This is a genomic window from Caballeronia sp. LZ033 (assembly GCF_031451265.1).
In the GTDB taxonomy this organism is placed as follows: Bacteria; Pseudomonadota; Gammaproteobacteria; order Burkholderiales; family Burkholderiaceae; genus Caballeronia.
This window is the reverse complement of record NZ_JARUXQ010000002.1, coordinates 986,608-1,011,330: the sequence shown is the minus strand read 5'-3', so window position 1 is coordinate 1,011,330 and position 24,723 is coordinate 986,608. Positions and strand designations below refer to the sequence as shown.

The window sequence follows — 24,723 nt, the reverse complement described above, 5'->3', positions numbered from 1 at the left end:
CGCGTGGAAAAAATATCACTTCACGCAAAATGGAGAGCACATGACGAAGTCCGTCGAAAGGCGCGATGGAGATGAAAGCCTGGCGATCCGGGCGGCGTGGCTGCATTACGTCGCCGGGCAGACCCAGGCGGACGTCGCCGCGCGCCTCGGTGTGAGCAGTCTCAAGGCACACCGGCTGATCATGCGTGCCAACCAGAGCGGCGCGGTGAAGTTCTCCATCGACGGCGATGTGGCGGAATGCGTGGGGCTCGAAGCCGAACTGGCGCAGCGCTATGGTCTGAGTTATTGCGAAGTGGTGCCGGACCTGGGCGAGGACGATCTGCCGCTGCGCGCGCTCGGCGTCGCGGGCGCGCAGTTCCTGCAGCGCGAAATCATGGCGTGCCAGGACGGCGTGATCGGCATCGGTCATGGCCGGACGCTGGCGGCGGTCGTCGCGAGCATGCCGCGCATGGACGCGGGCACGGTGCGCTTCGTGTCGCTGCTCGGCGGCGTGACGCGCAAGTACACCGCCAATCCTTACGACGTGATCCACAAGCTGGCCGAGCAGACCGGCGCGGTGTCCTATGTAATGCCGCTGCCGTTCTTCGCCAACACCGCTGAGGATCGCGAAGTGCTGATGTCGCAGCGCGGCGTACGCGAGGTCTTCGATCTCGCCGCGCACGCGGATCTGATGGTGGTCGGCATCGGCACGGCGAATGCCGAAGCGCAGCTCGTCGCGTCGCAGATGATCGAGCCCGCCGAGATCAGCGAAGTGCACGAGCGCGGCGGCCGCGGCGAACTGCTGGGGCATTTCTTCAGCGCGGCGGGCGAGTCCGTCGAAACCTCGCTGGCGGCGCGCACCGTTGCGCCCGCTCTCGCCGACGTGAAGGGCAGGCGCATCGTCGCCATTGCGGGCGGCACGTCGAAGATCGCGGCGATCCGCGCGGTGCTGAAGAGCGGCCTGCTGAGCGGACTGATTACCGACGAAGCCTCCGCGCTCGCACTGCGCGAAGACTTCGACGACGCGGAGCAAGGGTGATGAACGGCGACCTTCTGATCGGCATCGATGCGGGCACCTCGGTCATCAAGGCCGTGGCCTTCGACCTGACGGGACGGCAGATCGCCGTCGCGTCCGTGCCGAACCGCTATGCAACGAGCGCCGACGGCGCCGCGACGCAATCGCTCGATCAGACCTGGGCCGACTGCGCACAAACGCTGCGCGATCTCGGCACGAAGGTCGACGGACTGGCGCAGCGCACGCTCGCGCTGGCGGTCACGGGACAAGGCGACGGCACCTGGCTGGTCGGCGCGGACAACCGTCCGGCGGGCGATGCCTGGCTCTGGCTCGACGCACGCGCCGCCGCCACCGTGCGGCGTTTGCAGGAAGCGCCTGCCAGCTGGGCGCGCTTCGAAGCGACGGGCACCGGCCTCGCGTCATGCAGTCAGGGCGCGCAGATCGCGCACATGGCCGCGACGACGCCCGAGGTGTTGCAGCGGACCGAAGTCGCGCTGCATTGCAAGGACTGGCTGTACCTGAAGCTGACCGACGTGCGCGCCACCGATCCTTCGGAAGCGAGCTTCACGTATGGCAACTTCCGCACGCGCCGCTACGACGACACGGTGATTGACGCACTCGGCCTGACGTCGTTCCGGCGCCTGCTGCCGGAAATCGTCGATGGCACGGAAACCACGCATCCGCTCTCGGCCGAAGCCGCGGCGGCGACGGGCCTCGCCGAAGGCACGCCCGTGTGCCTGGGCTTTGTCGATATCGTGCTGACCGCGCTGGGCGCGGGCATCCACACGGAAGGCGCGGCGGGCGCGAGCTGCTCGATCGTCGGCTCGACGGGCATGCACATGCGCGCGATGCGCAACGAAGACGTGCATCTCAATGCCGAAGGCACGGGCTATGTGATCGCGCTGCCGCTGCCGGGCATGTCGGCGCAGGTGCAGTCGAACATGGCCGCGACGCTGAACGTGGACTGGGTGCTGAACCTCGCGTCGGACCTGCTGCAACAGTTCGGCACGAGCCTGTCGCATGCGGACCGGATGAAGTGCATCGACGGCTGGCTGCACGCCGGCCGTCCGGGTGCGCTTCTGTATCACCCCTATATCTCCGATGCCGGCGAGCGCGGCCCGTTCGTGGATCCGAACGCGCGCGCGGACTTCATCGGCCTGACGAGCGAGAGCCGCTATCCCGACCTGTTCCGCGCGGTCGTCGAAGGGCTCGGCATGGCCGCGCGCGACTGTTATCTCTCGATGGGCGTACCGATGCCCGAAGAACTGCGCCTCACCGGCGGCGCGACGCGTTCGCGTGCGTTGCGCGGCGTGCTCGGCGCGGTGGTCGGCGCGCCGACGCGTATCTCCACGCGCGACGAAGCCGGCGCGGCGGGTGCGGCGATGATGGCGGCCGTCGCGCTGGGCGTGTATCCGGACATGGAGGCGTGCATCGCCGAATGGGTGACGCCTTTGCTCGGCCAGCCCGAGACGCCCGACGCCGACCTCATGCAGTTGTATGCGCGGCTCTTTCCCGCGTACCGGCAGGCGCGGCAGGCGCTGGTGCCGACGTGGGACGAAACCGCGCGGCTGCTGAAAGCGCGGCAGCGGCCCGAAACACTGCCCGCGAGCCTGAACTAACGTCGAACATGGAACGCTGAGATGAGCAACAACGACATGGTGGACCTGTGTGTCATCGGCGGCGGCATCAACGGCGCGGGCATCGCGCGCGATGCGGCGGGTCGCGGGCTGTCGGTGATCCTGTGCGAGAAGGACGATCTGGCGCAAGGCACGTCGTCGCGCTCCGGCAAGCTGGTGCATGGCGGGCTGCGTTATCTCGAGTACTACGAGTTCCGGCTCGTGCGCGAGGCGCTGATCGAACGCGAAGTGCTGCTCAACGCCGCGCCGCACATCATCTGGCCGCTGCGTTTCGTGCTGCCGCACAGTCCCGGCGACCGGCCCGCATGGCTCGTGCGCACCGGACTGTTTCTCTATGACCATCTCGGCGGCCGCAAGAAGCTGCCGGGCACGCGTTCGCTGGACCTGCACCGCATGCCCGAAGGCGCGCCGATCAAGGACGAGTATCGCCGGGCGTTCGAGTATTCGGACTGCTGGGTCGATGACGCGCGCCTCGTCGTGCTCAACGCGCTCGATGCCGCGCAGCGCGGCGCGCAGGTGCTGACGCGCACGGCCTGCGTGGCGGCGCGGCGCGAGAACGGCGCGTGGCGTGTCGAGCTGCGCGATACGCGCAATGGTTCCACGCGCACCGTCACCGCGCGGGCGCTGGTCAACGCGGCGGGGCCTTGGGTGTCGGACGTGATCGGCCGCGCGAATGCGCAATCGACGCGCAAGGTGCGGCTTGTCAAGGGCAGCCATATCGTTACGCCGAAGTTCTGGGACGGTCCGCATTCTTATCTGGTGCAGAACCATGACAAGCGCGTGATCTTCATCAACGCCTACGAAGGCGACAAGGCGCTGATCGGCACCACGGATGTTCCCTGGGACGGCGCGCCCGAAACCGTGCAGATTTCGAGCGAGGAAATCGACTATCTGCTGTCGGCGGTGAACCGCTATTTCAAGCATCCGTTGCGCCGCCAGGACATCGTGCAGACCTTCTCGGGCGTGCGTCCGCTCTACGACGACGGCAAGGGCAACCCGTCCGCCGTCACGCGCGACTACGTCTTCGATCTCGACGACAGCGGCGGCGCGCCCTTGCTGAATGTGTTCGGCGGCAAGATCACGACCTTCCGCAAGCTCGCCGAACATGCGCTGCAAAAGCTCCAGCCGGCCTTCCCGAAGATGGGCGCCGACTGGACCGCGTCCGCGACGCTGCCGGGCGGCGATATCGAAGGCGCGGACGTGCCGCGTTTCATGGCGTCGCTGCAGGCGGCGCACGAGTGGTTGCCGCGCCCGCTCACGCGCTACTACACGCAGACCTACGGTTCGCTGACGTCGGAAGTGCTGAACGGCGCGACCTCGCTCGCGGGTCTGGGCGAGCAGTTCGGGCCGAACTTCTACGAAGCCGAGGCGCGCTATCTGATGGCGCACGAATGGGCCGCGACGGCGGAAGACATGCTCACGCGCCGCACCAAGCATGGACTGCACATGAGCGCGGCGCAGAAGACTGCCTTCGAAACCTGGCTCGACGGCCTGATGCGCAAATCCGCCTGAACGTTACGAGACGAACATGCCCTTTACGCTTTCACTCAACACGAACCCGCTGGTGAACCGCTTCGCCGAGCCGGCGGATCTCATCGACAGCATCGCGCACGAGATGAAGATCCGCGACGTGCAGCTGACGCACGAGTTCATCAATCCGTCGTGGCCGGCGGCGGTGACGCGCCGTCTCACGCGCGAGATGCGCGCCGCGCTGAACCGCACCGGCGTGCGCATCACCTCGGGCATGACGGGACCGTACGGGCGGCTGAATCACTTCGGCCATCCGGACGCCGACGTGCGCCGCTATTACATCGACTGGTTCAAGACCTTCGCGGACATCACGGCGGATCTGGGCGGCGAGTCCATCGGTACGCAGTTCGCGATCTTCACCTATCGCGATTTCGACGACGCACAGCGCCGCGAAACGCTCATTCAGACGGCCATCGACTGCTGGGCCGAAGTGGCCGAGCACGCGAAGGCGGCGGGCCTGAAGTACGTGTTCTGGGAACCGATGTCGATCGGCCGCGAGTTCGGCGAGACCATCGACGCGTGCATGGCGTTGCAGCAGCGCCTGAGCGCCGCGAACATGGCCGTGCCGATGTGGATGATGGCGGACATCGATCACGGCGACGTCACCAGTTCCAATCCCGACGATTTCGATCCCTATGCCTGGGCCCGCGCGGTGCCGCCCGTGTCGCCGATCATCCATATCAAGCAGTCGCTGCTGGACAAGGGCGGTCACCGGCCCTTCACCGCCGAGCACAACGCGCGCGGCCGTATCCAGCCGGAACCGCTGATCGAGGCGCTGCACGCGGGCGGCGGCCGCGACAACGAGATCTGTCTGGAACTGTCGTTCAAGGAACGCGAACCGACCGACCGGCAAGTGGTCGCGCAGATCGCGGAATCGGTGGCCTTCTGGGCGCCGCATTTCGATACTGGCGTCGCCAGTCTCCACCTCTGAGGAACCGGCCATGTCAGGCACGATGACACAGAAGTTGATCAACGACGGCAACGCCGCCGTCGATGAAATGCTCGAAGGCATCATGGCCGCGCACGGCGATCTGTTGACCCGCAGCGAGCAGGCGCCGCGCGCGATCATCGCGCGTCACGGACCGCGCGAAGGCAAGGTGGCGTTGATCATCGGCGGCGGGTCGGGGCACGAGCCGACCTTTCTCGGCTTCGTCGGCCAAGGTCTCGCCGATGCCGCCGTGATCGGCAACGTGTTCGCCTCTCCGCCGCCGCAACCGGCCGTGGATGCGGCGCTCGCCGCGCACGGCGGCGCGGGCGTCCTGTTCATGTACGGCAACTACGCCGGCGATGTCATGAACTTCGACATGGCCACCGAGATGCTCGAACTCGAAGGCATCGAGGCGCGCACGGTACTGACCACCGACGACATCGCTTCCGCGCCGCGCGAGAAACGCGAGACACGCCGGGGCGTGGCGGGCAACGTGTTCATTTTCAAGGCGGCAGGCGCGGCGGCGGACCTGATGCTGCCGCTCGACGAAGTGGAGCGCATCGCGCGCCATGCAAATGCCCGCACCTACACGCTGGGCGTCGCGCTCGCGCCGTGCTCGCTGCCGCAGACGCGCCAGCCCAACTTCGAGATTGCCGTCGGCGAGATGGAAATCGGCATGGGCATTCATGGCGAGCCGGGCATGCGTCGCGAAAGCCTGCGTCCCGCCGACGCCATCACCGACGAAATCATGGACGCCATCCTTGCCGAGATGAACGCGGCCCGAGGCGATCGCGTCGCGGTGCTGGTGAACTCGCTCGGTTCCACGCCGCTGATGGAGCTGTACATCCTCAACCGGCGCGTGTCGCAACGCCTGAAGGACGCGGGCCTCGTCGTGCATCGCACGCTGGTGGGGCCGCTGTGTACGTCGCTGGAAATGGCGGGTGCGTCGATCACCGTGATGCATCTCGACGACGAGTTGCAACGCCTGATCGATCATCCGTGCGAGTGCGCGATGTTCCAGCAGAGGACCGCATGATGCCCGCGCTGACTACCGCCGACATCGCTCAATTGTTCCGCGAACTGGCGCGCACGATCGCCGCCGCCCGCGACGAACTGTGCCGCCTCGACGGCGTGATCGGCGACGCGGACCACGGCATCGCGATGGAGCAGGGCTTCACGGCGGCATCGAAAGCCATCGATGCGCTGCCGCCCGACGCCACGCTCGCGGATCAGTGGAACGCGGCGGCGAAGGGCTTCCTGAACGCGGTGGGCGCATCGTCGGGGCCGCTGTACGCGACCGCCTTCATGCGCGCCGCGAAAGCGGCGGGCGCGCGCACCGAGTTGCCGCTTGCCGAGGCGCCCGGTTTGATCGTCGCGATGGCTGAAGGCATCCAGTCGCGCGGCAAGGCCGAAACCGGCGAGAAGACCATGGTGGACGTGTGGGCGCCCGCCGCAGCAAGTGCATCGCAAGGCATGGCGGACGGCTTGCCCGTGCGCAACATCATGCAGCGCGTGCGCGAAGCAGCGACGCAGGGCGCGGAAGCCACCAAGACGATGGTCGCCACCAAGGGACGCTCCGCGCGCCTCGGCGAACGCAGTCTGGGCCATATGGATCCGGGCGCGGCGTCGGCGTCGATGGTGCTGGCGGTCATCGCCGCCGACTGGGGCAAGCGTGACACCGAATGAACGGGCTGCATGCCAGCCACTTTGTGATTCCTTCGAGACGGAGGTGTGTCGATGAATGCAGTCGCTTCAACCAAGGGGTCGTCCTCGCGCGGCCTGCGTATCGCGATCGAAGTGATCGTGGTGCTCGTCGTGCTGGTCGCGATGGCCATGAGCACGAAGGTCGTGAAGATCGGTTCGGGTCCGGATGCGACGAGCAAGGAGTTCGAGCCCGCCGCCTACGGCGCGAAACAGTTCCCGAAGACGCAGGCCGCGATCTCGAAGCGCGCCGTCGATGCCGCGACGCTCGCCGCCGCCATCGCCAAGGATCAGGACGCGGCCGGCAAGCAGTACGGCATTGCGGGCGGCGGCATCGGGCCGGAGATGTCGGTGAAGTTCACCGGCGTCGCGGGCAACGACGACTCGGGCATCTATGACGTGAAGGTGCCCGGCCTGCCGGATACGCTCAAGATCCGCGTGCAGACCGGCCCGGCCATCAATGGCACCGATCTGCGCGACGCCACCGGCGACATCAGCTTCGGCCAGTTCACGAATCAGATCGACTATCAGAACGCGGGTTACGCGATCAACGCGGAGATGAAGAAACAGGTCCTGTCGAAAGTCGATACGGCCAAGCTGTCCGGCAAGACCATCGAGGTCACCGGCGTGTTCCAGCTCGTCAATCCGAACGGCTGGCTCGTGACTCCCGTGAAACTGGACGTGAAATGAGCACCGCCACTCCCACTCCAACCGGCGCGGCGAAGGACAGCGTGTTGCTGTCGGCGCGCGACATCGTCAAGTCCTATGGCGGCGTGCATGCGCTGAAGGGCGTGAACTTTGAGATTCATCGTGGCAAGGTCACGACGCTGTTCGGCGAGAACGGCGCGGGCAAGTCGACGCTGATGAAGATCCTCTCCGGCGTCGAGAAGCCGACCTCCGGCGAGATCGAACTCGATGGCGCGTCCGTCGCCTTCACGTCTTCCACCGATGCCCGCAACCACGGCATCTCGATCATTCACCAGGAGCTGAGTCTCGCGCCGAACCTGAGCGTGCGTGACAACATCTTCATGGGCCGCGAGATCCGCACGCGCACCGGCGTGAACTTCGCCGAAGAGGCGCGCCAGACCCGCGAGCTGATGCAGGAACTCGAAGAAGACGTCGATCCGATGACGCTGATCCGCGACCTGCGGCTCGGCCAGCAGCAGGTGGTCGAGATTGCACGCGCGCTCTCGGTGGACTCGCGCATCCTCATCATGGATGAGCCGACGTCCGCGCTGAGCGCGTCGGAAGTCGAAGTGCTGTTCAAGGTGATCCGCGACCTGACGAGCCGCGGCGTGTCCATCGTCTACATCTCGCATCACCTCGAAGAAGCCTTGCAGGTCACGGACTACGCCGTGGTGTTGCGCGACGGCCGCATCACCGCGACGGCCGAGCGCAAGGACATCGACCTTGGCTGGATCGTGCGCAACATGGTCGGCGAGAACTTCGATCTTGGCTCGCCGCCGACGGGCTATGCGTTCGGCGAAGTGGCGCTCGATATCGACGAAGTCAGCGTTGCCGACGAATCCGGCTCCGGCGCCTCGGTGGTCGATCACCTGTCGCTGCAAGTGCGCGCGGGCGAGATCGTGTGCATCTACGGACTGATGGGCGCGGGCCGCACCGAACTGCTCGAAGCCGTGGCCGGACGAAAGCGCCTGCCCGTCACCGGCGGCACGATCCGGCTCGAAGGCGAGAACCTCGCGGGCCTGAGCATCGCGCAGCGCATCGGCCGGGGACTCGTGCTCGTGCCCGAAGACCGTCAGCGCGACGGCCTCGTGCCGACCATGAGCGTCGGCTCCAATCTGTCGCTGGCCAGCATCCGCAGCTTCGTCAAGGGCGTGCTGATGTCGCCGCCCGCCGAGCGCGAACTCGTCGGCGAGTCGATCCGCAACGTGCATGTGAAGACCTCGGGCGCGGGCGCCTCCATCCGTTCGCTTTCGGGCGGCAATCAGCAGAAGGTGGTGATCGGCAAGATGCTCGCGACCGGCCCGAAGGTGATCCTGCTCGACGAACCAAGCCGGGGCATCGACATCGGCGCGAAGGCCGAAGTGTTTCGCCTGCTCGCCGAGAACGCGAAGAAGGGCCTCGCGGTCGTCTATTCGACTTCCGAAGTGGGCGAATGCCTGAGCGTCGCGCATCGCATCATCGTCATGCGGCGCGGCAAGATTTCCGCCGAATTCGGCCCCGACGCCGACAAGGACGACATCATGGCCGCCTCCGGCGAAGCCGTGGTGGCCTGAACGCAGCACAAGGAGACATTCAACATGAACGACGCCGCCAAGACTTCCAGGTCGACTCACTCCGCATCGAACGGAGAAGGATTCGATCTCGGCCGCATGCTGCTCGAAGGACGCGCGTTCTTTGCGCTGATCGCGATCATCATCATCTTTTCATTCCTTTCGCCGAATTATTTCGCATTGGAAAACTTCCTGACGATGGCCTCGCACGTGGCCATCTACGGAATCCTGGCGATCGGCATGCTGCTCGTGATCATCAACGGCGGCATCGACCTTTCGGTGGGCTCGACGCTCGGTCTGTCCGGCGTCGTCGCGGGCTTCTTCATGCAGGGCGTCACGCTGAACCTGTTTGGCGTGGTGCTGTATCCGTCGGTCTGGGTCGTCGTGGTGCTGTGCTGTCTGCTGGGCGCGTTCATCGGCCTGGTCAACGGCATTCTGATTGCGCGCTTCAAGGTGCCCGCGTTCGTCGCGACGCTCGGCGTGATGTATGTGGTGCGCGGCTTCGCGCTGCTGATGACCAACGGCCTGACGTACAACAACCTCGGCGGCCAGGCGGACCTCGGCAACACCGGCTTCGACTATCTCGGCTTCGACCGCCTGTTCCACGTGCCCGTGGGCGTGCTGATCCTCGCCGTCATCGCGATCCTCGGCAGCATCGCGCTCAACCGCTCCGCGTTCGGCCGCTGGCTCTATGCGTCAGGCGGCAATGACCGCGCCGCCGAACTGTCCGGCGTGCCCGTGAAGCGCGTGCTCATCAGCGTGTACATGCTGTCGGGCGTCTGCGCGGCCATCGCCGGGCTGATCCTGTCGTCGCAACTGACCTCCGCTGGCCCGACCGCCGGCACCACCTACGAACTTACGGCCATCGCGGCGGTGGTGATCGGCGGGGCGTCGCTGATGGGCGGCACCGGCAACATCCGCGGCACGCTGCTCGGCGCGTTCGTGATCGGCTTCCTGTCCGATGGCCTCGTCATCATCGGCATCTCGTCTTACTGGCAGACGGTCTTCACCGGCGCGGTCATCGTCCTCGCGGTGTTGCTCAACGCCATTCAGTATCGCCGCCGCGTCAAGCGTCCCGCGCCGGGCGGCGGCCAGCTGGCTTCTCCGCAAGGCGGCAGCAAGGCATGAGCGGTACGTCCGCGAGAAGTATCACGTAGTTCTGCATCCACAACTGACTCTGGAGAGAGACATGAACATGAAGAAGAAAACGCTGCTCCTCGCCGCCGTTGCGCTGGCTGCCCCGCTGTTCGCCGCGCAAGCCCAGGCGGCGGGCGGACTCATCAGCATCATCGTGAACGATCCGGCCAATCCGTACTGGCTCGCCGAAGGCAACATCGCGGCCGCCGAGGCGAAGAAGCTCGGCTATAGCGCGAACGTCTCGGCATCGAAGGGCGACACGAACACGGAAAGCCAGCAGATCGACACGGCCATCACCAACAAGTCGGTGGCCATCATCCTCGATCCGGCCAATGCGAGCGGTTCGGTGGGCGCGGTGAAGAAGGCGGTGGCCGCGAACATCCCGGTGTTCCTCGTCAACGCGGAAATCAACCAGACCGGTCTCGCCAAGGCGCAGCTCGTCTCGAACAACGCGCAAGGCGCGGCGCTCGGCGCGCAGCAATGGGTCAAGGACGTCGGCTCGAAGGGCAACTACGTGGAACTGCTCGGCGCGCCGTCCGACAACAACGCCGCGACGCGTTCCAACGGCTACAAGTCGGTGCTCTCGCAGTATCCGGATCTGAAGATGGTCGGCTCGCAAGTGGCGAACTGGGACCGCACGCAAGGCTTCAATGCGACGCAGAGCCTGATGCAGGCGCATCCGGACGTGATCGGCATCATCAGCGGCAATGACGAAATGGCGCTCGGCGCCATCGCCGCGCTCAAGCAGTCCGGCAAGCTGAAGAGCGTCAAGGTGGGCGGCTTCGATGGCTCGCCCGCCGCCGTGGAAGCGGTCAAGGCCGGCGACCTGCAATACACGGTGCTGCAACCGGTGGCGGAGTTCTCGGCGAAGGCCGTGCAGGAAGCCGACCAGTTCCTGAAGACCGGCAAGACGGGCGCGGCGAGCGAGAAGCAACTGTTCGATTGCGTGCTGATCACGAAGGCGAACGTGTCGAAATACACCGCACCGTTCGTGCTCTCGAAGTGAGGTGACGGGTTCGGCCCGCGTCGAAGAGGGCGCGGGCCGTTCGATGAAACTTTCCGATCGGCCAGGAAATCATGTCTGAATCTTTGTTCTGGGTCGGCACGAGCTGGAAGATGAACAAGACTCTGTCGGAGGCGAGTGCCTTCGCCGAGGGCTTGCTCGTCAGTCACGACGACCCGCGTATCCAGTGCTTCGTGATTCCGCCTTTCACGGCGATTCGCGAAGTGAAGTCGATCCTCGCCGAGACCAACGTCAAGGTCGGTGCGCAGAACATGCACTGGGCCGAGCGCGGCGCGTGGACCGGCGAAATCTCGCCGCTGATGCTGGTGGATTGCGGCATGGATCTGGTCGAACTCGGCCATTCCGAGCGGCGCGAGCACTTCGGCGAAACCGATGACACCGTCGGCCGCAAGGTCGAAGCCGCCGTGCGCCATGGGCTGACGCCGCTGATCTGCGTCGGCGAGACGCTCGCCGACCGGAACGGCGGCCACGCCGAGGAAGTGCTGGCCGCCGAGGTGCGCGGCGCGCTCGCGCGTCTCACGCCTGAGCAGCAGGCGGCGCCCATCCTGTTCGCTTATGAACCGGTATGGGCGATTGGCGAGAACGGCATTCCGGCCAGCCCGGACTATGCCGATGCGCGCCAGGCCGAAATCAGCAGGGTGGCGGAAGAGATGCTCGGCCGTCGCGTGCCTTGTCTCTACGGCGGCTCGGTGAATCCGGACAACTGCGCGGAACTCGCCGCGTGCCCGAACGTGGATGGCCTGTTCATCGGGCGTTCGGCATGGAACGTCGAGGGCTATCTGGACATTCTCAAACGCGTGGCAGCGGTGCTGTGACGCCGGATGCAAGCGCCCATTCATACATCAAGGAGTTCATCATGAAGGTTGCCATTGGCGGAGACAGCGCCGGCGTCGGTCTGGCGCGGGTGCTGGCGGACTATCTGAAAGACCGCTACGACGTGTTCGAGGTATCGAACAACGAGAAGAACCCCGGCGAGTACTACGCCGACCTGTCGGACCGCGTTGCGTCCGGCGTGGTCAGCGGCGAGTATGACCGGGCCATTCTGGTGTGCGGCACGGGCATCGGCGTCAGCATCTCGGCGAACAAGGTGCCGGGGATACGCGCGGCGCTGTGCCACGACACCTATTCGGCCGAACGCGCGGCGCTCTCGAACAACGCGCAGATCATCACGATGGGCTCGCGGGTGATCGGCCCGGAAGTGGCCAAGGCCATCGCCGATTCGTTTTTGACCAACACCTTCGATGAAAACGGCCGCAGCGCGGGCAATGTGAAGGCCATCGATCAGGTGGATGCGAAGTATCATCGTTGAACTTGCATCACCGTTTGGCCCGGCGTCCTCTCCGGCATAATGGACCATCCAGTCCAAATAAACATCGGAGAAGTCGATGCTGCTGTCTGAACAAAACGTACTGGTGACCGGTGGCGCGCGGGGACTCGGCGCGGCCATCACGGAAGCGCTGGCTCGCGAAGGCGCGGGCGTCGTCATCAACTATCGGCAGAGCGAGACGCAGGCGCACGCGCTGGCCGAGCGTCTCGGGCCGCGCGTGGTGGCCGTGCAGGGCGACGTCACCGACGCCGCTTCGGTCGCTCGCCTGTTCGACGAAGCCAACGCCAAGACCGGCCGGCACATTCATGCCGTGGTGAACAACGCGCTGGCCGATTTCAGCTTCGACGGCGACGCGCGTCCGAAGCTCGGCGACATCGAATGGACGCGCTTCCAGCAGCAGATCGAGGGCGCCGTGAAAGGCGCGCTGAACACGATCCAGGCCGCGCTGCCCGCGATGCGCGCGGCGGGCTTCGGCCGTATCGTGAATGTCGGGACCAACCTGTTCCAGAATCCGGTCGTGCCGTATCACGACTACACCGCGGCCAAGGCGGCGTTGCTGGCGCTGACGAGAACCGCATCGAACGATCTCGGGCCGGACGGCATCACGGTGAACATGGTGTCGGGCGGACTGCTGCGCACCACCGACGCCAGCAGCGCGACGCCCGAAGCCGTCTTCGACATGGTCGCGGGCTTCACGCCGCTGCGCCGCGTCACGACGCCCGCCGAATTCGCCGACGCGGTCCTGTTCTTCCTGTCGCCGTGGGCGCGCGCGGTGACGGGGCAGAACCTCGTCGTCGATGGCGGTCTGGTCAAGGGCTGAGCCAGACCGCGCGCGCTTACAGCTTCGCGTAGATCGAACTGCCCAGTGTCAGGGTCGAGTCGTTGCCTGGCGCGAAGCGGATCTCGTACAGATCGCGGCCGAAGTTGCCGGGCACTTTCACCGACATGAAGCCGCGCTCGTCCTCCAGCGGCACGATGAGCTGATAGCGCAGGTCCTCATTGCCATACAGCACGTAGCCCGGCAGTTCCGGGAGGCTCGTGAGAAAGGCAGGCTCGTTGCCGAGCACGACGATCGGCACGGCGGACGGCGCGTCGTTCGTCAGCGTCCATTGCGTGCCGAGGCGCTGTTGCCAGGCGGCGTCGAGCGCGGCGAGCGGCGCGAGCTGCTGGCCGAGCGGCAGCGTGAGATAGGCATAGCCCGCGCCGGGCACCACGCGCTTCATCAGATAGCGGAAGTTGTAGGGATTACCGCCGCTGTCGGTTCCGGTCACGACGGTGAATTGATAGGACGAAGTGGGATCGGCGCTGCTCGCCCACCAGCCGTCGCTGCGATACTGATACGCGCCGAGCTGCTTCCACACGCGCGTCTTCCCGTTCCACTGGTTCAACTGCACGCTGCCGTCCGCATTGGCGATGACCTGCAGCGGCGAGTCCGAATTGCCATAGATGCCGCCGGCCGCCGCGATATTCGGCCCCGACGCTACCGGCGCCGCCGTGGTGCCCACCTTGGGCGGAAGCGTGGCGATGGTGCCGTCTTCTTTCAGCGCGGAGAGCACCAACGCTTCCGCGATGCCGCGCGCGTCATAGCCGGAATTGCCGGTGATGAGCAGGGCCAGCTGCGCCTTCGGCACGACGAAGAACTCGGTCGAGTAGTACGCGGTGCCGCCGTCCTTTTCCCAGCCGAGCACGCCGGCGGCGCCCAAAGCCGGCTGCTGCACCGAATCCCAGCCGAGACCCCAGTGGAAATCGGGCGCGGGGTTGATCGTGAGGGTCGTGGTCTGGTCCATGCCCATCTCCGCGATGCCCGCCGACGACACCACGCGCGTCCCCTGGAACACGCCGCCGCCGAGGAACATCTGCGCGAGATTCATCATGTCGGTCGGCGTTGAGCTGAGGCCGCCGGTGGCATACGCGTTGACGAATTCCTGATACTGCGTGCCGTTCACGAAAGGATAAGAGAACGAGCCGCTCGAGGGCACGCTCGTCAGATAGCTGGAGCTCGTCATCTTGAGCGGCGCAAGGATGTTCGTCTGGACGAAATCCGCGTAGGTCTGCCCGCTGAGGGCCAGCACGAGCTGTTCGACCATCGTGAAGCCGTCGTTGCAATACACGGCCAGCTCGCCCGGCAGATGTTTCAGGTGCGTGTTGGCGAGTTCTGCTTGCGTGTCGGCTGCGTAGCCCGCCACCGGCGCGAACGTGAACAGGTTGCGGCCATTCGTTCCAGGAAACCCCGACGAGTGCGACAGCAGATGCCGCGTGGTGATCTGCGCGAATTCCGGCGAGAGCATGGTGAAGGTCGGCAGATACTTGACGATCGGAGTATCGAGCGCGAGGAGTCCGCGGTCCTGCAGGATCGCCGCCGACAGCGCCGCGAACAGCTTGCTGACCGAGCCGATGTTGAAGCGCGTCTGGGTCGTCGCGGCGGTCTTCGCCGGCACCGACGACACCCCGAAAGCCTGCTGCCAGAACACCGTATTGCCCTTGAGCATGGCGACGGAGATGCCCGCCACCGGTTCTTCCGGATCGTTGATGGCCTGCTGGATCATCTGCTGGCCCATCGCGACGGTCTGCGGATACGACGAATGATCGTCGTCGTTACTGCCGCAGCCGGGCAGCAGGGTGGCGAGCAGGCCGGCGCCGGTCATGCCAAGGAAGTGGCGGCGCTGGAGGCGAACGGGGGCTGGGTTGATGCGCTTGATGTCGGACACGGCAGTTCCTCTCACAGGGCGGAGAAATGCGGTTGGGATGGCAACGTGCGCTGCGTGACCTGGGAGAAGCTGGTGCGGCCGGGGCCGGAAAACGGGACATCGCAATTGCTGTGTTGCTTGTTCATCGTGCGCAATGCGACGGACGTCGCCGCTCGAGCGAGCAGGCGACGTCCGGTCCCTTCGATGACGCGCTTCTTAAGTCACTGCCGAGAAATATACGTTAGGAATGGGAATGAGGGTAGGTAAATGAGGGCCCCGGCCGTCAATGACGCGTTACCGGCACTCCGCCTGATACCACTGGTCCACGAGACGCTGGGCCTGATGCAGGTCGTCCGGGTAATACGGGTCGAAGAACAGCGACGGGTTGTAGCCCGCTTCCTCGAGGGCGGCCAGTTCGCTGTCGTTGCGCGCGCGCGTGAGGGGCGCCTGGCTTTTGAGCGCGGTGAGATCCACGCATTGCTGGGGACTCAGGTGCCGGCCATTGGCGCCGGTGCCGTATTGTCCAGCGGAGGTGACGCAGCCGGCCAGCGCGACGGCCAGCGCACCGATGGTTATTGTTAGTCGTGTTCTTGACAGCTTCATGGTGCGTCTCCGCTGATGGCGCTGCCGGCAGTATGAACGATGGCTGCGCGGCCGGCAGGCGCGGCGCACGCCGGCATCGCTCTCAGGATGGATCGGCGTCAGGCTCGTCAGGCTTGCTGGGCTCGTCAGACCTGGCTTGCTCGTCCTCGACTTCGACCGGCGCCTCCGGTTCCAGCGCTCGGGCGGCATGGATGGCATCGTCCTTCTTGGCCGTCACCACCACGAAGGTATGGTCGTCCCGAGGGATTTCGGCTTTCCAGCCGGGCTTCGCAGGGGTCACTTTCACGTCTTTGCTCATGTCCGGCTCCCGTGTACGTTGAGACATTCATGGAGCATCGGGAATGCCCGCCCGGTTCGTCACGCGGGAATGATGCGTTCGCGCTTCAGGCGGTCGAACAGGTCGAAGAACGCATCGGGCGTGCTCTGATAGTCGAGAAAGCCGAGCTTGCGGCTCTTTGACATGTCGGTGAGCACTTCCATCGGGCGGCCGAGGTCGGCGTCGGTATGCCACCAGGACACCAGCCGATCGATGTCCTGCTCGGCCAGACCATGCCGCGCCGCAATATCCGTCCACTGGGCGCGCGCCTGCTGCATGCGGCTGTCGAGCGGACGCGTCTCGCCGTCGAAAGGCGCCGGCTCGATGCCGAAATACCCGGCGATGCGCGCCCACATCCAGTTCCAGCGGAACACGTCGCCGTTGACGACATTGAACGCCTCGTTGCGGGCCGGCGCGGACGTCGCGGCCCATTCGAGATGGCGGGCGAGCAGACGCGCGTCGGTCATGTCGGTGAGTCCGTTCCATTGCGCGGCCGAGCCGGGGAACACGAAGGGCGCGCCGGTTTCCTTGCACAGCGTGGCGTAGACGGCAAGCGTCACGCCCATGTTCATCGCGTTGCCGACCGCATAGCCGATGATCGTATGCGGCCGATGCACGCTCCAGCCGAAGCCATAGCGGCGGGCGGCCTCGAAGAGCCGGTCTTCCTGCTCGTAGTAGAAGTTGTCGACGGGCTGGCGGCCCTGTTCCTCGCGGAACGGCGTCGTGGGCACGCTGCCCTGGGCATACGCTTCGAACGGACCGAGATAGTGCTTCAGGCCGGTGACGAGCGCGGCATGCGACAGCGCACCGCCCGGGCCGAGCGCCGCGAGCACGTTCCCGACCATGGCGCCGTTGACGCGGATGTTCTCGGCTTCGGTCGCCTGACGCGCCCATGCAGTAAAGAAGACGTGGCTGAACTGGCGTTCCTTGAGCGCGTCCGCCACCGAAGCCGCCGACGTGAGGTCCGCCGTGATCGATTCCATGCCGGCGGGAACGGGCGTGCGGCCGCGCGACAGTCCGGCAATCGTCCAGTCGCCGCGCGCGTGAAGGTGCTCGGCGAGGTTGCGTCCGACAATACCGGTGCCACCGATGATCAGTGCTCGTTTATCCATTGCTTCTCTTTGTGTTCGGGTGGGTGAATGCGGTCGGCTCTGGCCGACGCGGGTGCGTATCGCACCAGTGTGCCGCCTCGCCGGGAAACCTGCTGACACCGCCCGATGACTCGCGCACGCCCCGTTCCACCTAAAAAACCGCTTGCAATGTATTTTGTTTGAGTATCATCGGAATACATTGAAGCCCGAACCAGATACAGAGAGGGCGGGTTTCCACCACTGAACCGAAGGCACGCACCACAAGGAGCAGTCAATGAGCGACACGCTGCATGCGCCGGGCGACGTAGCGCAGGCGCAGATGATCGAGGACCGCACTTACCGCAAGGTCACGCTGCGGCTGATCCCGTTCCTGATCCTCTGCTATGTCGCGGCCTATCTGGACCGCGTGAACATCGGCTTTGCGAAACTCCAGATGCTGAGCGACCTCCAGTTCAGCGAAACCATCTACGGCCTGGGCGCGGGCGTGTTCTTCATCGGCTATTTCCTCTTCGAGGTGCCGAGCAACCTGATGATGCAGCGCGTCGGCGCCAAAGCCTGGATCGCCCGGATCATGGTGACGTGGGCGCTCATTTCCGGCGCCTTCTTCTTCGTGCAGACGCCCACCCAGTTCTATGTCCTGCGTTTCCTGCTCGGCTCGGCCGAGGCCGGCTTCTATCCCGGCATCGTGCTCTACCTCATGCAGTGGTATCCGGCGCGCCGCCGCTCGCACGTGCTGGCCATCTTCATGGTGGGCATTCCGCTGGCGGGCATCATCGGCGGGCCGCTGTCGGGGTGGATCCTCGAAGCCTTCAATGGCTCGCACGGGCATCCGGGCTGGCGCTGGCTGTTTCTCATCGAGGCGCTGCCGTCGCTCGTGCTGGGCATCGCGGCGTTCTTCTATCTGGAGAACCGTCCGGAGAAGGCGAAGTGGCTGACTCGCGAGGAAGCCGCGATCATCGCGAATGCGCTCGACTCGGTGCCGCCCAAGCACACGCGCATCTCGCAGACGGTCGGCCAGGTGTTCCGCGACCCGCGCATGCTGCTGATGGCGCTGATCTACTTCTGCGTCATCATGGGCCAGTACGGCCTGACCTTCTGGATGCCGACGCTCATCAAGGCATCGGGCGTCTCGGGCGCGCTGCATATCGGCGTGCTCTCGGCGATCCCGTTCATCTTCGGGGCGATCGCCATGGTCTCCTGCGGCCGCAATTCGGACCGTACTGGCGAGCGCCGCTGGCATCTGATCGTGCCGATGCTCGTCGGCGCGGTGGGCTATGCCGTCACGGCCGGCGCGGGATCGAACGTGCCGCTCGCGTTGCTCGGCCTCTCGCTGGCGGCGGCGGGCGTGCTGACGCCGGGGCCGCTCTTTTGGGCGCTGCCGTCCGCGATCCTCGCCGGCACGGGCGCGGCGGCGGGCATCGCGGCAATCAATGCATTCGCCGGGCTCGCGGGCTTCGTGAGTCCCTATCTGATCGGCTGGCTGCGCGATCTCACGCATACCTCCGTGATCGCCATGTATGTGTCGGCGGGCGTGCTGGTCGTCGGGGCCGCGATGATCCTGCTGATTCCCGCCAAGCTCGTGAACCGCTGATTTTTCGAATCTCGCAGTAGGGAAGCCGGCATGCTGCCTTGCGCGCATGCCGGCTTTTTTTCGTCCGTAGCAGTGTGCATTTGTATTTCTTCGTGTTAGTTTATGTATTCATATAAACCGAATGGAAATACATAAAGGAGGAGAGTCATGGACTTGAACCTGAAAGGCAAATCGGCGCTGATCACGGGCGCATCGAAAGGCATCGGGCTGGCGACGGCGTGGGCATTCGCCGCGGAAGGCGTCGCGGAGCTGCACTTGGCGGCGCGTTCGGCGGATGCGCTGCATCGCGCGCAGGACGAAATCGCGACTAAGCACGGCACGCGCGTCCACGTGCACGCGACGGATCTCTCCGTCACGCAGAACGCCATCGATCTGGCGCGCGCCTGCTCGAACGCGGACATCCTGGTGAACAACGCGGCGGATTCCAGCCCCGGCCCGCTCGACAAGATGAGCGACGCCGAGTGGCGCGCGAGTCTCGACATGAAGATCTTTTCGTACGTCACGCTGACGCGCGAACTGTATGCGTCGATGAAGCAGCGCGGCAGCGGCGTGATCGTCAACGACATCGGCAATTCGGGCGAGAACTGGGACGCGAACTACATCATCGGTTCGACGGGCAATGCGGCGATGATGGCCTTCACGCGCGCCATCGGCGGCTGGGCGCTGGACGACGGCATCCGCGTGGTGGGCGTGAATCCGGGACCGGTCTCCACCGACCGCATGGTGAAGCTGATGAAGCGCCGCGCGCTCGACTGGTACAACGACGAAAGCCGCTGGGAAGAACTGTTCGACAAATATCCGGGCAAGCGTGCAGCCCGTGCCGATGAAGTGGCCGACCTGATCGTGTGGCTCGCGTCGGATCGCGCGGCCTATATCACGGGCACGATCGTGACCATCGACGGCGGCATTGCGTCGCGCCGTTCCATCATCTGAGGGGGACGACATGCGTCGATTCGAGGAACGCAACGCCTATTTCGACCGGCTCTGCAACAGCGAAGGGCTAATGTGGCTGGGCCAGAACACCAATCACTTCGAGCCGCATCCTGCCGTGCGCCAGGCCGTCATCGATGCACTCGATGGCGGCGAATACCACGCCTATGCGCCGCCGCTCGGCTTCGAGGAACTGCGGCAGCTGATCCGCGAGGACATCGGCTTGCCTGACGCGTCGGTGATGGTCACCGACGGCGCGGTGGAAGCGCTGTACAACGTCTGCCGCAACATCTGCGAAGCGGGCAAGGATTTCGTCACCACCAATCCGAGCTGGGCCTGGCCGATGCAGTTCGCCGCGCGCGCCGGTTCGCGCGTGATCGAACTGCCCATCTACTCGGCCGGCCAGCACTACAAGCTCACGCCCGCGCAATTGCGCGCGGCGGTGAACGAGAACACCGGCGTGATCTATCTGGTGGATCCGAACAATCCGCTCGGCACCTGTCATACGGAAGACGAGATTCGCGAGTTCGCGGAGATCGCGCGTTCGGTCGGCGCGTATTTCATTCATGACGCCACCTACTTCCAGTTCGCCGACAGCTTCACGCCCGCGTACCGCTTCTATCCCGAGAAGACCATCGTCACGTACAGCTTCTCGAAGTGGCTCGGTCTGGCGGGCATGCGGCTCGGCGCGGTGATCGCGCATCCGGATCTGATCGAACGCTTCGCTTCCGCGCCGCCGAACAATCTCGGCAGCAACGTGCTGTCGCAACGCGCGGCGATCGCCGGGCTGCGCACGAAGAACGATTGGTTTCCCGAGATCAACCGGCGTCAGCGGCGCAATCAGGCGGCGGTCGTCGAGGCGGCGAAGAATGTGGAAGGATTGAGCGTGCCGGTGTATCCGTCGCAGGCGAATCTGCTGGTCGTGGAAACCATCAACGCCGGCATCACGCCGGAAGCGCTGGTGGAGGCGTTCCAGGCCGAGCGCGTGATGATCCGTCAGGGCGCGTACCACACGAAGGAATTCGGGCATCGCTTCGTGAAGGTCAGTCTGACGGTGCCGGAAGCCTGGGCCGACCGCTTCTGCGAACTGCTGCCTTCGATGGTCGAGCGCGCGCGGTCCATCAAGCAGCCCGCGAATCAATTCTGACGAGGCCGGAACCGACATGCCGTATCTGAAAACCACCGACGATGTGAACCTGTACTACGAAGAAGCCGGCGAAGGCACGCCGCTCGTCTTCGTGCATGAATTCGGCGGCGACCTGCGCAGCTGGGAACCGCAGATGCGCTACTTCAGCCGGCGTTATCGCTGCATTGCCTTCGCGGCGCGCGGCTATGCGCCGTCCGACGTGCCCGACGACATCGAGCGCTATTCGCAGTCCATCGCCGCGCGCGATATCCGCGACGTGCTCGACGCATTGAAGATCGACCGCGCGCATATCGTGGGTCTGTCGATGGGCGGTTTCGCCACGCTGCACTTCGGGCTCGACTATCCGGAGCGTGCCCGTTCGCTGGTGGTCGCGGGCGCGGGCTATGGCGCGGAGAAGGCCTTCGAGGATCACTTCCGCGACGTGTCGCTGGAAGTCGCGAAGCAGTTCGAGGCGCAGGGCGCCGAGCAGTTCTCGAAGACCTATGCGCTGGCGGCATCGCGCATTGCGTTCCAGGTGAAGGACCCGCGCGGCTGGCTCGAATTCGCGACGATGCTCGGCGAACATTCCGCGCGCGGCTCGGCGCTGACGATGCGCGGCGTGCAGGCGCGCCGTCCATCCATCTATGACCTCGAAGCCCGTCTCCAGGCGATGACTGTGCCCACGCTGATCGTCGTCGGCGACGAGGACGATCATTGTCTTCAGCCCGGCATCTTCTTGAAGCGCACGGTGCCGGCGAGCGGACTCGTCGTGATGGCGAAGACCGGCCATACGCTCAATCTCGAAGAACCGGCGCTGTTCAATCAGCATGTCGCCGAGTTTCTCGCGATGGTCGAGCAGGACCGCTGGTTGCCGCGCGATCCGCGCGCGGTGCCCGCGCAGATCATGAAGACATCATGAGCGCGCCGGCACAGACCCGTGCGAGCGCGTTCGTCGATGAACAGCGTCTCGCCGGCCGGCTCGACGCGATGGCGCGCATCGGCGCCACGGAGAAGGGCGGCGTGAACCGGCAGGCGCTGTCGGCGGAAGATGCGCAGGCGCAGCGCGAACTCGTGCGCTGGGGCGAAGCGCTGGGGCTCAAGCCGTCCGTCGATGCCATCGGCAATCTGTTCCTGCGCCTCGAAGGCACGGACGCGGACGCGGCGCCGGTGATGTCGGGATCGCATCTCGATTCGCAACCGACCGGCGGCAAGTTCGACGGCGTCTATGGCGTGCTGGCCGCCTTCGAGGCCGTGGAGGCGATCATCGCTTCGGGCGTGAGGCCACGTGCGTCCATCGATATCGTTGCGTGGATGAACGAGGAGGGCTCGCGTTTTGCACCCGGCATGATGGGGTCGGCGGTGTTTGCGGGGGCGCGTGAACTGGATCAGGTACGCGCCGTGACGGACCAGGCTGGCGTCAGCGTGGCGGCGGCGCTCGCGGACGTGCGTGAATCCTTGCACGATGTGCCCGAGCGCGCGCTGGGGCTGCGGCCGGCCGCGTTCGTCGAAGCGCATATCGAGCAAGGGCCGATGCTGGAGAAGGAGGGATTGACCATCGGCGTCGTGACGGGCATTCAGGGCAAGCGCACGTTCAAGGTGCGCGTGGACGGCGAGGCCGCGCATGCGGGCACATCCACGCGCGCGGAACGCAAGGACGCGCTGCTCGCTGCCATCGCAATGGTGCAGGCGCTGGCCGATGCGATGCACGACGCCGAGGACATCGTTAAGTTCACAGTCGGACGTTTCGACGTCAAGCCGAGCGCGCCGTCGGTGGTGGCCAGTTCGGTGGACTTCTCCATCGACTTGCGGCATCCCGACTCGGACACGCTGACGCGTCTCGGCGATCGCATCGCGCCGATCTGCGAGGCGCATGCGGGCGTGTGCACGGTGCAGGTGACGGAGCTTTCCACGGCGATGTCGCTCGACTTTCCTGAACGGATGCGCGCGGTGATCCGTGAAGCCGCGGCAAGGCTCGATCTGCCGCATCGCGACATCCTGTCGACGGCGGGCCACGATGCACGCTATCTGCACGCGGTGTGTCCGAGCGGCATGATCTTCGTGCCGTCGCATCTCGGGCTGACACACTGCGAGGCGGAATTCACGGCGTCGGCGGATCTGGCTGCCGGGACGCGCGTGCTTGCGGATGTGCTCGTCGAACTGGCTTCCTGACGGCGGGAGCGGGGCTTGCTGATTCAGCGTGCAAGGTCCGTTCGGCGTCAAAGGAGGCAAGCATGACCGCGCATCAGGATTCATCGGACGACGATGCAGAGACGTACGCGACGTTCAAGGCACTCGTCAACATGACGGCGTCGCAACTCGACAAATGGCTCGATACCGACGAGTCCCGCGAAGTTGGACAGAAGAACGACGGCGGAGAGTCGGTGGGGCACAAGTCGGGGCGGCACATCATCGAGATTCTCGGCAAGAAGAAAGCCGATCTCGGCACGGACGACTACGCGCACATGCGCAAGGTGAACGGCTATGTGAAGCGTCACCTCGCGCAGCGTCCGCATGAGGTCGAGCATTCGCATTGGCGTTACTCGCTGATGAACTGGGGACACGATCCGCTCAAATGAGCGCGCGTGCCCTCAGCCGTTCACGAACACGATGCGCTCGCGTCCGGCATCGTCATTCCAGTGGTCGGCGAGATGCGGCATCGGCACGGCTTTCGTATCCACGCGCAAGCCGCCTTCCGCCGCCGCATTCAACACCGCCTGCATGGCCGCGAACAGACGCGGCATGGCGACGCTCCCCAGGCCGCTGCCGAGCAGGCTGATCGCGCTCGATCGCAATACGGCCGCCGGCAGCGCGATCTCCTGTGCGCTCATCGAACCGATCTGCACGAAGCGCAGCGCGCGTTGTGCTTCGGATGCACGGGCGGCGGCAATCAGCAACGCCCGCGCGCTCGGCCCCCACAGATAGTCCAGCACGATATCGACGCCTTCCACGCAATGTGCTTCGAATGCGCGGCTCAGTGAGGCTTCGTCACTCTCCAGCGTGATGATCGTGTCCGCGCCCATGTCTTGCAGTTTCTCGAGCATCGCGCGATTGCGTCCCGTCGCGATGATCTTCCCCGCGCCGAGCCGCTTCGCCACCTGTATGGCAAGCTGCCCCGACGCGCCGGTCGCGCCGTTGATCCACACGGTCTCGCCGGCGACGAACTTCGCCCGCTCCGTGAGCGCCGCCCATGACGACATGCCAGGAATGGCGATGGCGGCGGCATCGATGTCGTCGATGGAATCGGCCAGCGGCAAACAATGTTCGAGCGGCACACGCGTGCGCTCGGCCATCGCGCCGAATGGCGCTACCGGACCGAAGAAGTAGACGCGCCGGCCATCGTCGAGACGGCCGGCACCATCGACGCCCGCGACGAACGGATAGGTCTTCGACGACGAATAATGCTCGCCCGATGCCCGTCCGCGCGTCAGTCGGCTCAATGCCGAAGCGCCGACCTTCACGACGCCCTGTTCACGCGAGGCCACCGGTTCATCGAATTCAGCCCACACGGGCTGGGTGCCTGCCTGCTTGACGACTGCTGCTTTCATGCTTGCTCCTGTTTGATTGAGGCGCCGAGTTCGGCCAGCCATGCACGCAAATCGGGATCACGGATATCCAGCACGTCGAACAGGCCGAGCGCGAGCAACGCCGGCAAGGCTTCCTCGATGTCGCGTGCGGCCTCGGCGCGGCTCGCGGCACTCGCGTGCGGATCGCTCCACACGCGCGCGTTGACGAGGAACGCGCCGACCGTGCCCTTGCGGATCGTCGTGCCGTTGAGACGGGTTTCGTCGAGATGGTCGGGAAGCATCTGGCTGGCTTGCATTGCAACTGGCTCCGTGAGTGAAACAATGAAGCCGAGTCTAGACG

Annotated in this window: 25 protein-coding genes; 19 read left to right on the top strand and 6 right to left on the bottom strand. The window is 65.4% G+C overall.

The genetic code is table 11. The features are described from left to right. Positions 1-40 precede the first annotated feature (40 nt). From QCE62_RS20305 to QCE62_RS20245, 13 genes are all read left to right on the top strand, one after another. Entirely contained in the window at positions 41-1,018 is a 978-nt protein-coding gene (locus QCE62_RS20305) for a sugar-binding transcriptional regulator (RefSeq protein WP_309922350.1), read from the top strand. Beyond that, a complete protein-coding gene (locus QCE62_RS20300) occupies positions 1,018-2,613 on the top strand; it encodes an FGGY-family carbohydrate kinase (protein WP_309922346.1) in 1,596 nt (531 codons plus the stop codon). Before QCE62_RS20305 ends, QCE62_RS20300 begins: the two co-directional genes overlap by 1 nt. A gap of 21 nt (positions 2,614-2,634) precedes the next feature. Next, a complete protein-coding gene (locus QCE62_RS20295; protein ID WP_309922343.1) occupies positions 2,635-4,143 on the top strand; it encodes a glycerol-3-phosphate dehydrogenase in 1,509 nt (502 codons plus the stop codon). A gap of 16 nt (positions 4,144-4,159) precedes the next feature. Then, complete coding sequence (locus QCE62_RS20290; RefSeq protein ID WP_309922340.1) at positions 4,160-5,092, top strand: TIM barrel protein; 933 nt, start codon at positions 4,160-4,162, stop codon at positions 5,090-5,092. Positions 5,093-5,102: 10 nt separating this feature from the next. After that, positions 5,103-6,125 (top strand): dihydroxyacetone kinase subunit DhaK, encoded by a 1,023-nt coding sequence (locus tag QCE62_RS20285; protein ID WP_309922338.1) that lies wholly within the window; start codon positions 5,103-5,105, stop codon positions 6,123-6,125. Next, complete coding sequence (dhaL, locus tag QCE62_RS20280) at positions 6,125-6,775, top strand: dihydroxyacetone kinase subunit DhaL (RefSeq protein ID WP_309922335.1); 651 nt, start codon at positions 6,125-6,127, stop codon at positions 6,773-6,775. Before QCE62_RS20285 ends, dhaL begins: the two co-directional genes overlap by 1 nt. Positions 6,776-6,826: 51 nt before the next feature. Next, the gene (locus tag QCE62_RS20275) at positions 6,827-7,480 is read left to right on the top strand and encodes a DUF2291 domain-containing protein (protein WP_309814744.1); all 654 of its coding nucleotides are present in this window, start codon (positions 6,827-6,829) and stop codon (positions 7,478-7,480) included. Further along, a complete protein-coding gene (locus QCE62_RS20270) occupies positions 7,477-9,030 on the top strand; it encodes a sugar ABC transporter ATP-binding protein (protein ID WP_309922332.1) in 1,554 nt (517 codons plus the stop codon). Before QCE62_RS20275 ends, QCE62_RS20270 begins: the two co-directional genes overlap by 4 nt. Before the next feature lie 24 nt (positions 9,031-9,054). After that, the gene (locus QCE62_RS20265; RefSeq protein WP_309814739.1) at positions 9,055-10,155 is read left to right on the top strand and encodes an ABC transporter permease; all 1,101 of its coding nucleotides are present in this window, start codon (positions 9,055-9,057) and stop codon (positions 10,153-10,155) included. 61 nt (positions 10,156-10,216) lie between these two features. Beyond that, positions 10,217-11,170, top strand: a complete 954-nt coding sequence (locus tag QCE62_RS20260; protein WP_309814736.1) for a D-ribose ABC transporter substrate-binding protein — start codon at positions 10,217-10,219, stop codon at positions 11,168-11,170. A gap of 71 nt (positions 11,171-11,241) precedes the next feature. Then, positions 11,242-12,003: a triose-phosphate isomerase gene (locus QCE62_RS20255; protein WP_309922330.1), complete on the top strand. Its 762-nt coding sequence runs from the start codon at positions 11,242-11,244 to the stop codon at positions 12,001-12,003. Between the two features lie 41 nt (positions 12,004-12,044). Beyond that, positions 12,045-12,497: an RpiB/LacA/LacB family sugar-phosphate isomerase gene (locus QCE62_RS20250; protein WP_309922328.1), complete on the top strand. Its 453-nt coding sequence runs from the start codon at positions 12,045-12,047 to the stop codon at positions 12,495-12,497. 76 nt (positions 12,498-12,573) lie between these two features. Further along, positions 12,574-13,335, top strand: a complete 762-nt coding sequence (locus QCE62_RS20245; RefSeq protein WP_309922325.1) for a 3-oxoacyl-ACP reductase — start codon at positions 12,574-12,576, stop codon at positions 13,333-13,335. Between the two features lie 16 nt (positions 13,336-13,351). Here the strand turns inward: QCE62_RS20245 and QCE62_RS20240 are convergent, their stop codons facing one another. The 4 genes from QCE62_RS20240 to QCE62_RS20225 all read right to left on the bottom strand — a co-directional run bounded on the left by QCE62_RS20240 (position 13,352) and on the right by QCE62_RS20225 (position 17,233). Next, the gene (locus tag QCE62_RS20240) at positions 13,352-15,160 is read right to left on the bottom strand and encodes a serine hydrolase domain-containing protein (RefSeq protein WP_309922905.1); all 1,809 of its coding nucleotides are present in this window, start codon (positions 15,158-15,160) and stop codon (positions 13,352-13,354) included. Positions 15,161-15,496: 336 nt separating this feature from the next. Next, complete coding sequence (locus QCE62_RS20235) at positions 15,497-15,805, bottom strand: DUF4148 domain-containing protein (RefSeq protein WP_404987381.1); 309 nt, start codon at positions 15,803-15,805, stop codon at positions 15,497-15,499. Between the two features lie 82 nt (positions 15,806-15,887). After that, positions 15,888-16,103, bottom strand: a complete 216-nt coding sequence (locus QCE62_RS20230) for a hypothetical protein (protein WP_309922322.1) — start codon at positions 16,101-16,103, stop codon at positions 15,888-15,890. Positions 16,104-16,162: 59 nt separating this feature from the next. Continuing rightward, positions 16,163-17,233 carry an SDR family oxidoreductase gene (locus QCE62_RS20225; protein WP_309922321.1) on the bottom strand — a complete coding sequence of 357 codons (1,071 nt, stop codon included), beginning with the start codon at positions 17,231-17,233 and terminating at the stop codon, positions 16,163-16,165. A 253-nt stretch (positions 17,234-17,486) separates the two neighbouring features. Here QCE62_RS20225 and QCE62_RS20220 point away from each other — a divergent pair, with 253 nt between their 5' ends. The 6 genes from QCE62_RS20220 to QCE62_RS20195 all read left to right on the top strand — a co-directional run bounded on the left by QCE62_RS20220 (position 17,487) and on the right by QCE62_RS20195 (position 23,435). Further along, on the top strand, positions 17,487-18,803 hold the full coding sequence (locus QCE62_RS20220; RefSeq protein WP_309922319.1) for an MFS transporter: 1,317 nt from the start codon (positions 17,487-17,489) through the stop codon (positions 18,801-18,803). A 147-nt stretch (positions 18,804-18,950) separates the two neighbouring features. Beyond that, positions 18,951-19,736, top strand: a complete 786-nt coding sequence (locus QCE62_RS20215; RefSeq protein WP_309922316.1) for a short-chain dehydrogenase/reductase — start codon at positions 18,951-18,953, stop codon at positions 19,734-19,736. 10 nt (positions 19,737-19,746) lie between these two features. Then, positions 19,747-20,880, top strand: coding sequence for a pyridoxal phosphate-dependent aminotransferase (locus tag QCE62_RS20210; protein ID WP_309922313.1), 1,134 nt, complete (start codon positions 19,747-19,749; stop codon positions 20,878-20,880). A gap of 16 nt (positions 20,881-20,896) precedes the next feature. Beyond that, complete coding sequence (locus tag QCE62_RS20205; RefSeq protein ID WP_309922310.1) at positions 20,897-21,778, top strand: alpha/beta hydrolase; 882 nt, start codon at positions 20,897-20,899, stop codon at positions 21,776-21,778. Beyond that, the gene (locus QCE62_RS20200) at positions 21,775-23,028 is read left to right on the top strand and encodes a M20 family metallo-hydrolase (RefSeq protein WP_309922308.1); all 1,254 of its coding nucleotides are present in this window, start codon (positions 21,775-21,777) and stop codon (positions 23,026-23,028) included. The genes QCE62_RS20205 and QCE62_RS20200 overlap by 4 nt, the downstream gene beginning before the upstream one ends. Before the next feature lie 62 nt (positions 23,029-23,090). Beyond that, positions 23,091-23,435, top strand: coding sequence for a DUF3140 domain-containing protein (locus QCE62_RS20195; RefSeq protein WP_309922305.1), 345 nt, complete (start codon positions 23,091-23,093; stop codon positions 23,433-23,435). 12 nt (positions 23,436-23,447) lie between these two features. Here QCE62_RS20195 and QCE62_RS20190 read toward each other — a convergent pair whose 3' ends face one another. Together QCE62_RS20190 and QCE62_RS20185 are read right to left on the bottom strand one after the other, a co-directional pair. Continuing rightward, on the bottom strand, positions 23,448-24,404 hold the full coding sequence (locus QCE62_RS20190) for a zinc-binding alcohol dehydrogenase family protein (protein ID WP_309922302.1): 957 nt from the start codon (positions 24,402-24,404) through the stop codon (positions 23,448-23,450). Beyond that, positions 24,401-24,679 (bottom strand): hypothetical protein, encoded by a 279-nt coding sequence (locus QCE62_RS20185; RefSeq protein WP_309922300.1) that lies wholly within the window; start codon positions 24,677-24,679, stop codon positions 24,401-24,403. Before QCE62_RS20185 ends, QCE62_RS20190 begins: the two co-directional genes overlap by 4 nt. Positions 24,680-24,723 lie beyond the last annotated feature (44 nt).

Excerpts from the sequence above, each read along its gene's own strand:
- QCE62_RS20220 (WP_309922319.1), top strand. The coding sequence starts at position 17,487 with ATGAGCGACACGCTGCATGCGCCGGGCGACGTAGCGCAGGCGCAGATG.
- QCE62_RS20305 (WP_309922350.1), top strand. The coding sequence starts at position 41 with ATGACGAAGTCCGTCGAAAGGCGCGATGGAGATGAAAGCCTGGCGATC.
- QCE62_RS20185 (WP_309922300.1), bottom strand. The coding sequence starts at position 24,679 with ATGCAAGCCAGCCAGATGCTTCCCGACCATCTCGACGAAACCCGTCTC.
- QCE62_RS20240 (WP_309922905.1), bottom strand. The coding sequence starts at position 15,160 with ATGACCGGCGCCGGCCTGCTCGCCACCCTGCTGCCCGGCTGCGGCAGT.
- QCE62_RS20265 (WP_309814739.1), top strand. The coding sequence starts at position 9,055 with ATGAACGACGCCGCCAAGACTTCCAGGTCGACTCACTCCGCATCGAAC.
- QCE62_RS20225 (WP_309922321.1), bottom strand. The coding sequence starts at position 17,233 with ATGGATAAACGAGCACTGATCATCGGTGGCACCGGTATTGTCGGACGC.
- QCE62_RS20295 (WP_309922343.1), top strand. The coding sequence starts at position 2,635 with ATGAGCAACAACGACATGGTGGACCTGTGTGTCATCGGCGGCGGCATC.
- QCE62_RS20300 (WP_309922346.1), top strand. The coding sequence starts at position 1,018 with ATGAACGGCGACCTTCTGATCGGCATCGATGCGGGCACCTCGGTCATC.
- QCE62_RS20205 (WP_309922310.1), top strand. The coding sequence starts at position 20,897 with ATGCCGTATCTGAAAACCACCGACGATGTGAACCTGTACTACGAAGAA.
- QCE62_RS20250 (WP_309922328.1), top strand. The coding sequence starts at position 12,045 with ATGAAGGTTGCCATTGGCGGAGACAGCGCCGGCGTCGGTCTGGCGCGG.
- QCE62_RS20290 (WP_309922340.1), top strand. The coding sequence starts at position 4,160 with ATGCCCTTTACGCTTTCACTCAACACGAACCCGCTGGTGAACCGCTTC.
- QCE62_RS20270 (WP_309922332.1), top strand. The coding sequence starts at position 7,477 with ATGAGCACCGCCACTCCCACTCCAACCGGCGCGGCGAAGGACAGCGTG.
- QCE62_RS20215 (WP_309922316.1), top strand. The coding sequence starts at position 18,951 with ATGGACTTGAACCTGAAAGGCAAATCGGCGCTGATCACGGGCGCATCG.
- QCE62_RS20255 (WP_309922330.1), top strand. The coding sequence starts at position 11,242 with ATGTCTGAATCTTTGTTCTGGGTCGGCACGAGCTGGAAGATGAACAAG.
- QCE62_RS20235 (WP_404987381.1), bottom strand. The coding sequence starts at position 15,805 with ATGAAGCTGTCAAGAACACGACTAACAATAACCATCGGTGCGCTGGCC.
- QCE62_RS20260 (WP_309814736.1), top strand. The coding sequence starts at position 10,217 with ATGAACATGAAGAAGAAAACGCTGCTCCTCGCCGCCGTTGCGCTGGCT.
- QCE62_RS20285 (WP_309922338.1), top strand. The coding sequence starts at position 5,103 with ATGTCAGGCACGATGACACAGAAGTTGATCAACGACGGCAACGCCGCC.
- QCE62_RS20245 (WP_309922325.1), top strand. The coding sequence starts at position 12,574 with ATGCTGCTGTCTGAACAAAACGTACTGGTGACCGGTGGCGCGCGGGGA.
- QCE62_RS20195 (WP_309922305.1), top strand. The coding sequence starts at position 23,091 with ATGACCGCGCATCAGGATTCATCGGACGACGATGCAGAGACGTACGCG.
- QCE62_RS20210 (WP_309922313.1), top strand. The coding sequence starts at position 19,747 with ATGCGTCGATTCGAGGAACGCAACGCCTATTTCGACCGGCTCTGCAAC.
- QCE62_RS20190 (WP_309922302.1), bottom strand. The coding sequence starts at position 24,404 with ATGAAAGCAGCAGTCGTCAAGCAGGCAGGCACCCAGCCCGTGTGGGCT.
- QCE62_RS20275 (WP_309814744.1), top strand. The coding sequence starts at position 6,827 with ATGAATGCAGTCGCTTCAACCAAGGGGTCGTCCTCGCGCGGCCTGCGT.
- QCE62_RS20200 (WP_309922308.1), top strand. The coding sequence starts at position 21,775 with ATGAGCGCGCCGGCACAGACCCGTGCGAGCGCGTTCGTCGATGAACAG.
- dhaL (WP_309922335.1), top strand. The coding sequence starts at position 6,125 with ATGCCCGCGCTGACTACCGCCGACATCGCTCAATTGTTCCGCGAACTG.
- QCE62_RS20230 (WP_309922322.1), bottom strand. The coding sequence starts at position 16,103 with ATGAGCAAAGACGTGAAAGTGACCCCTGCGAAGCCCGGCTGGAAAGCC.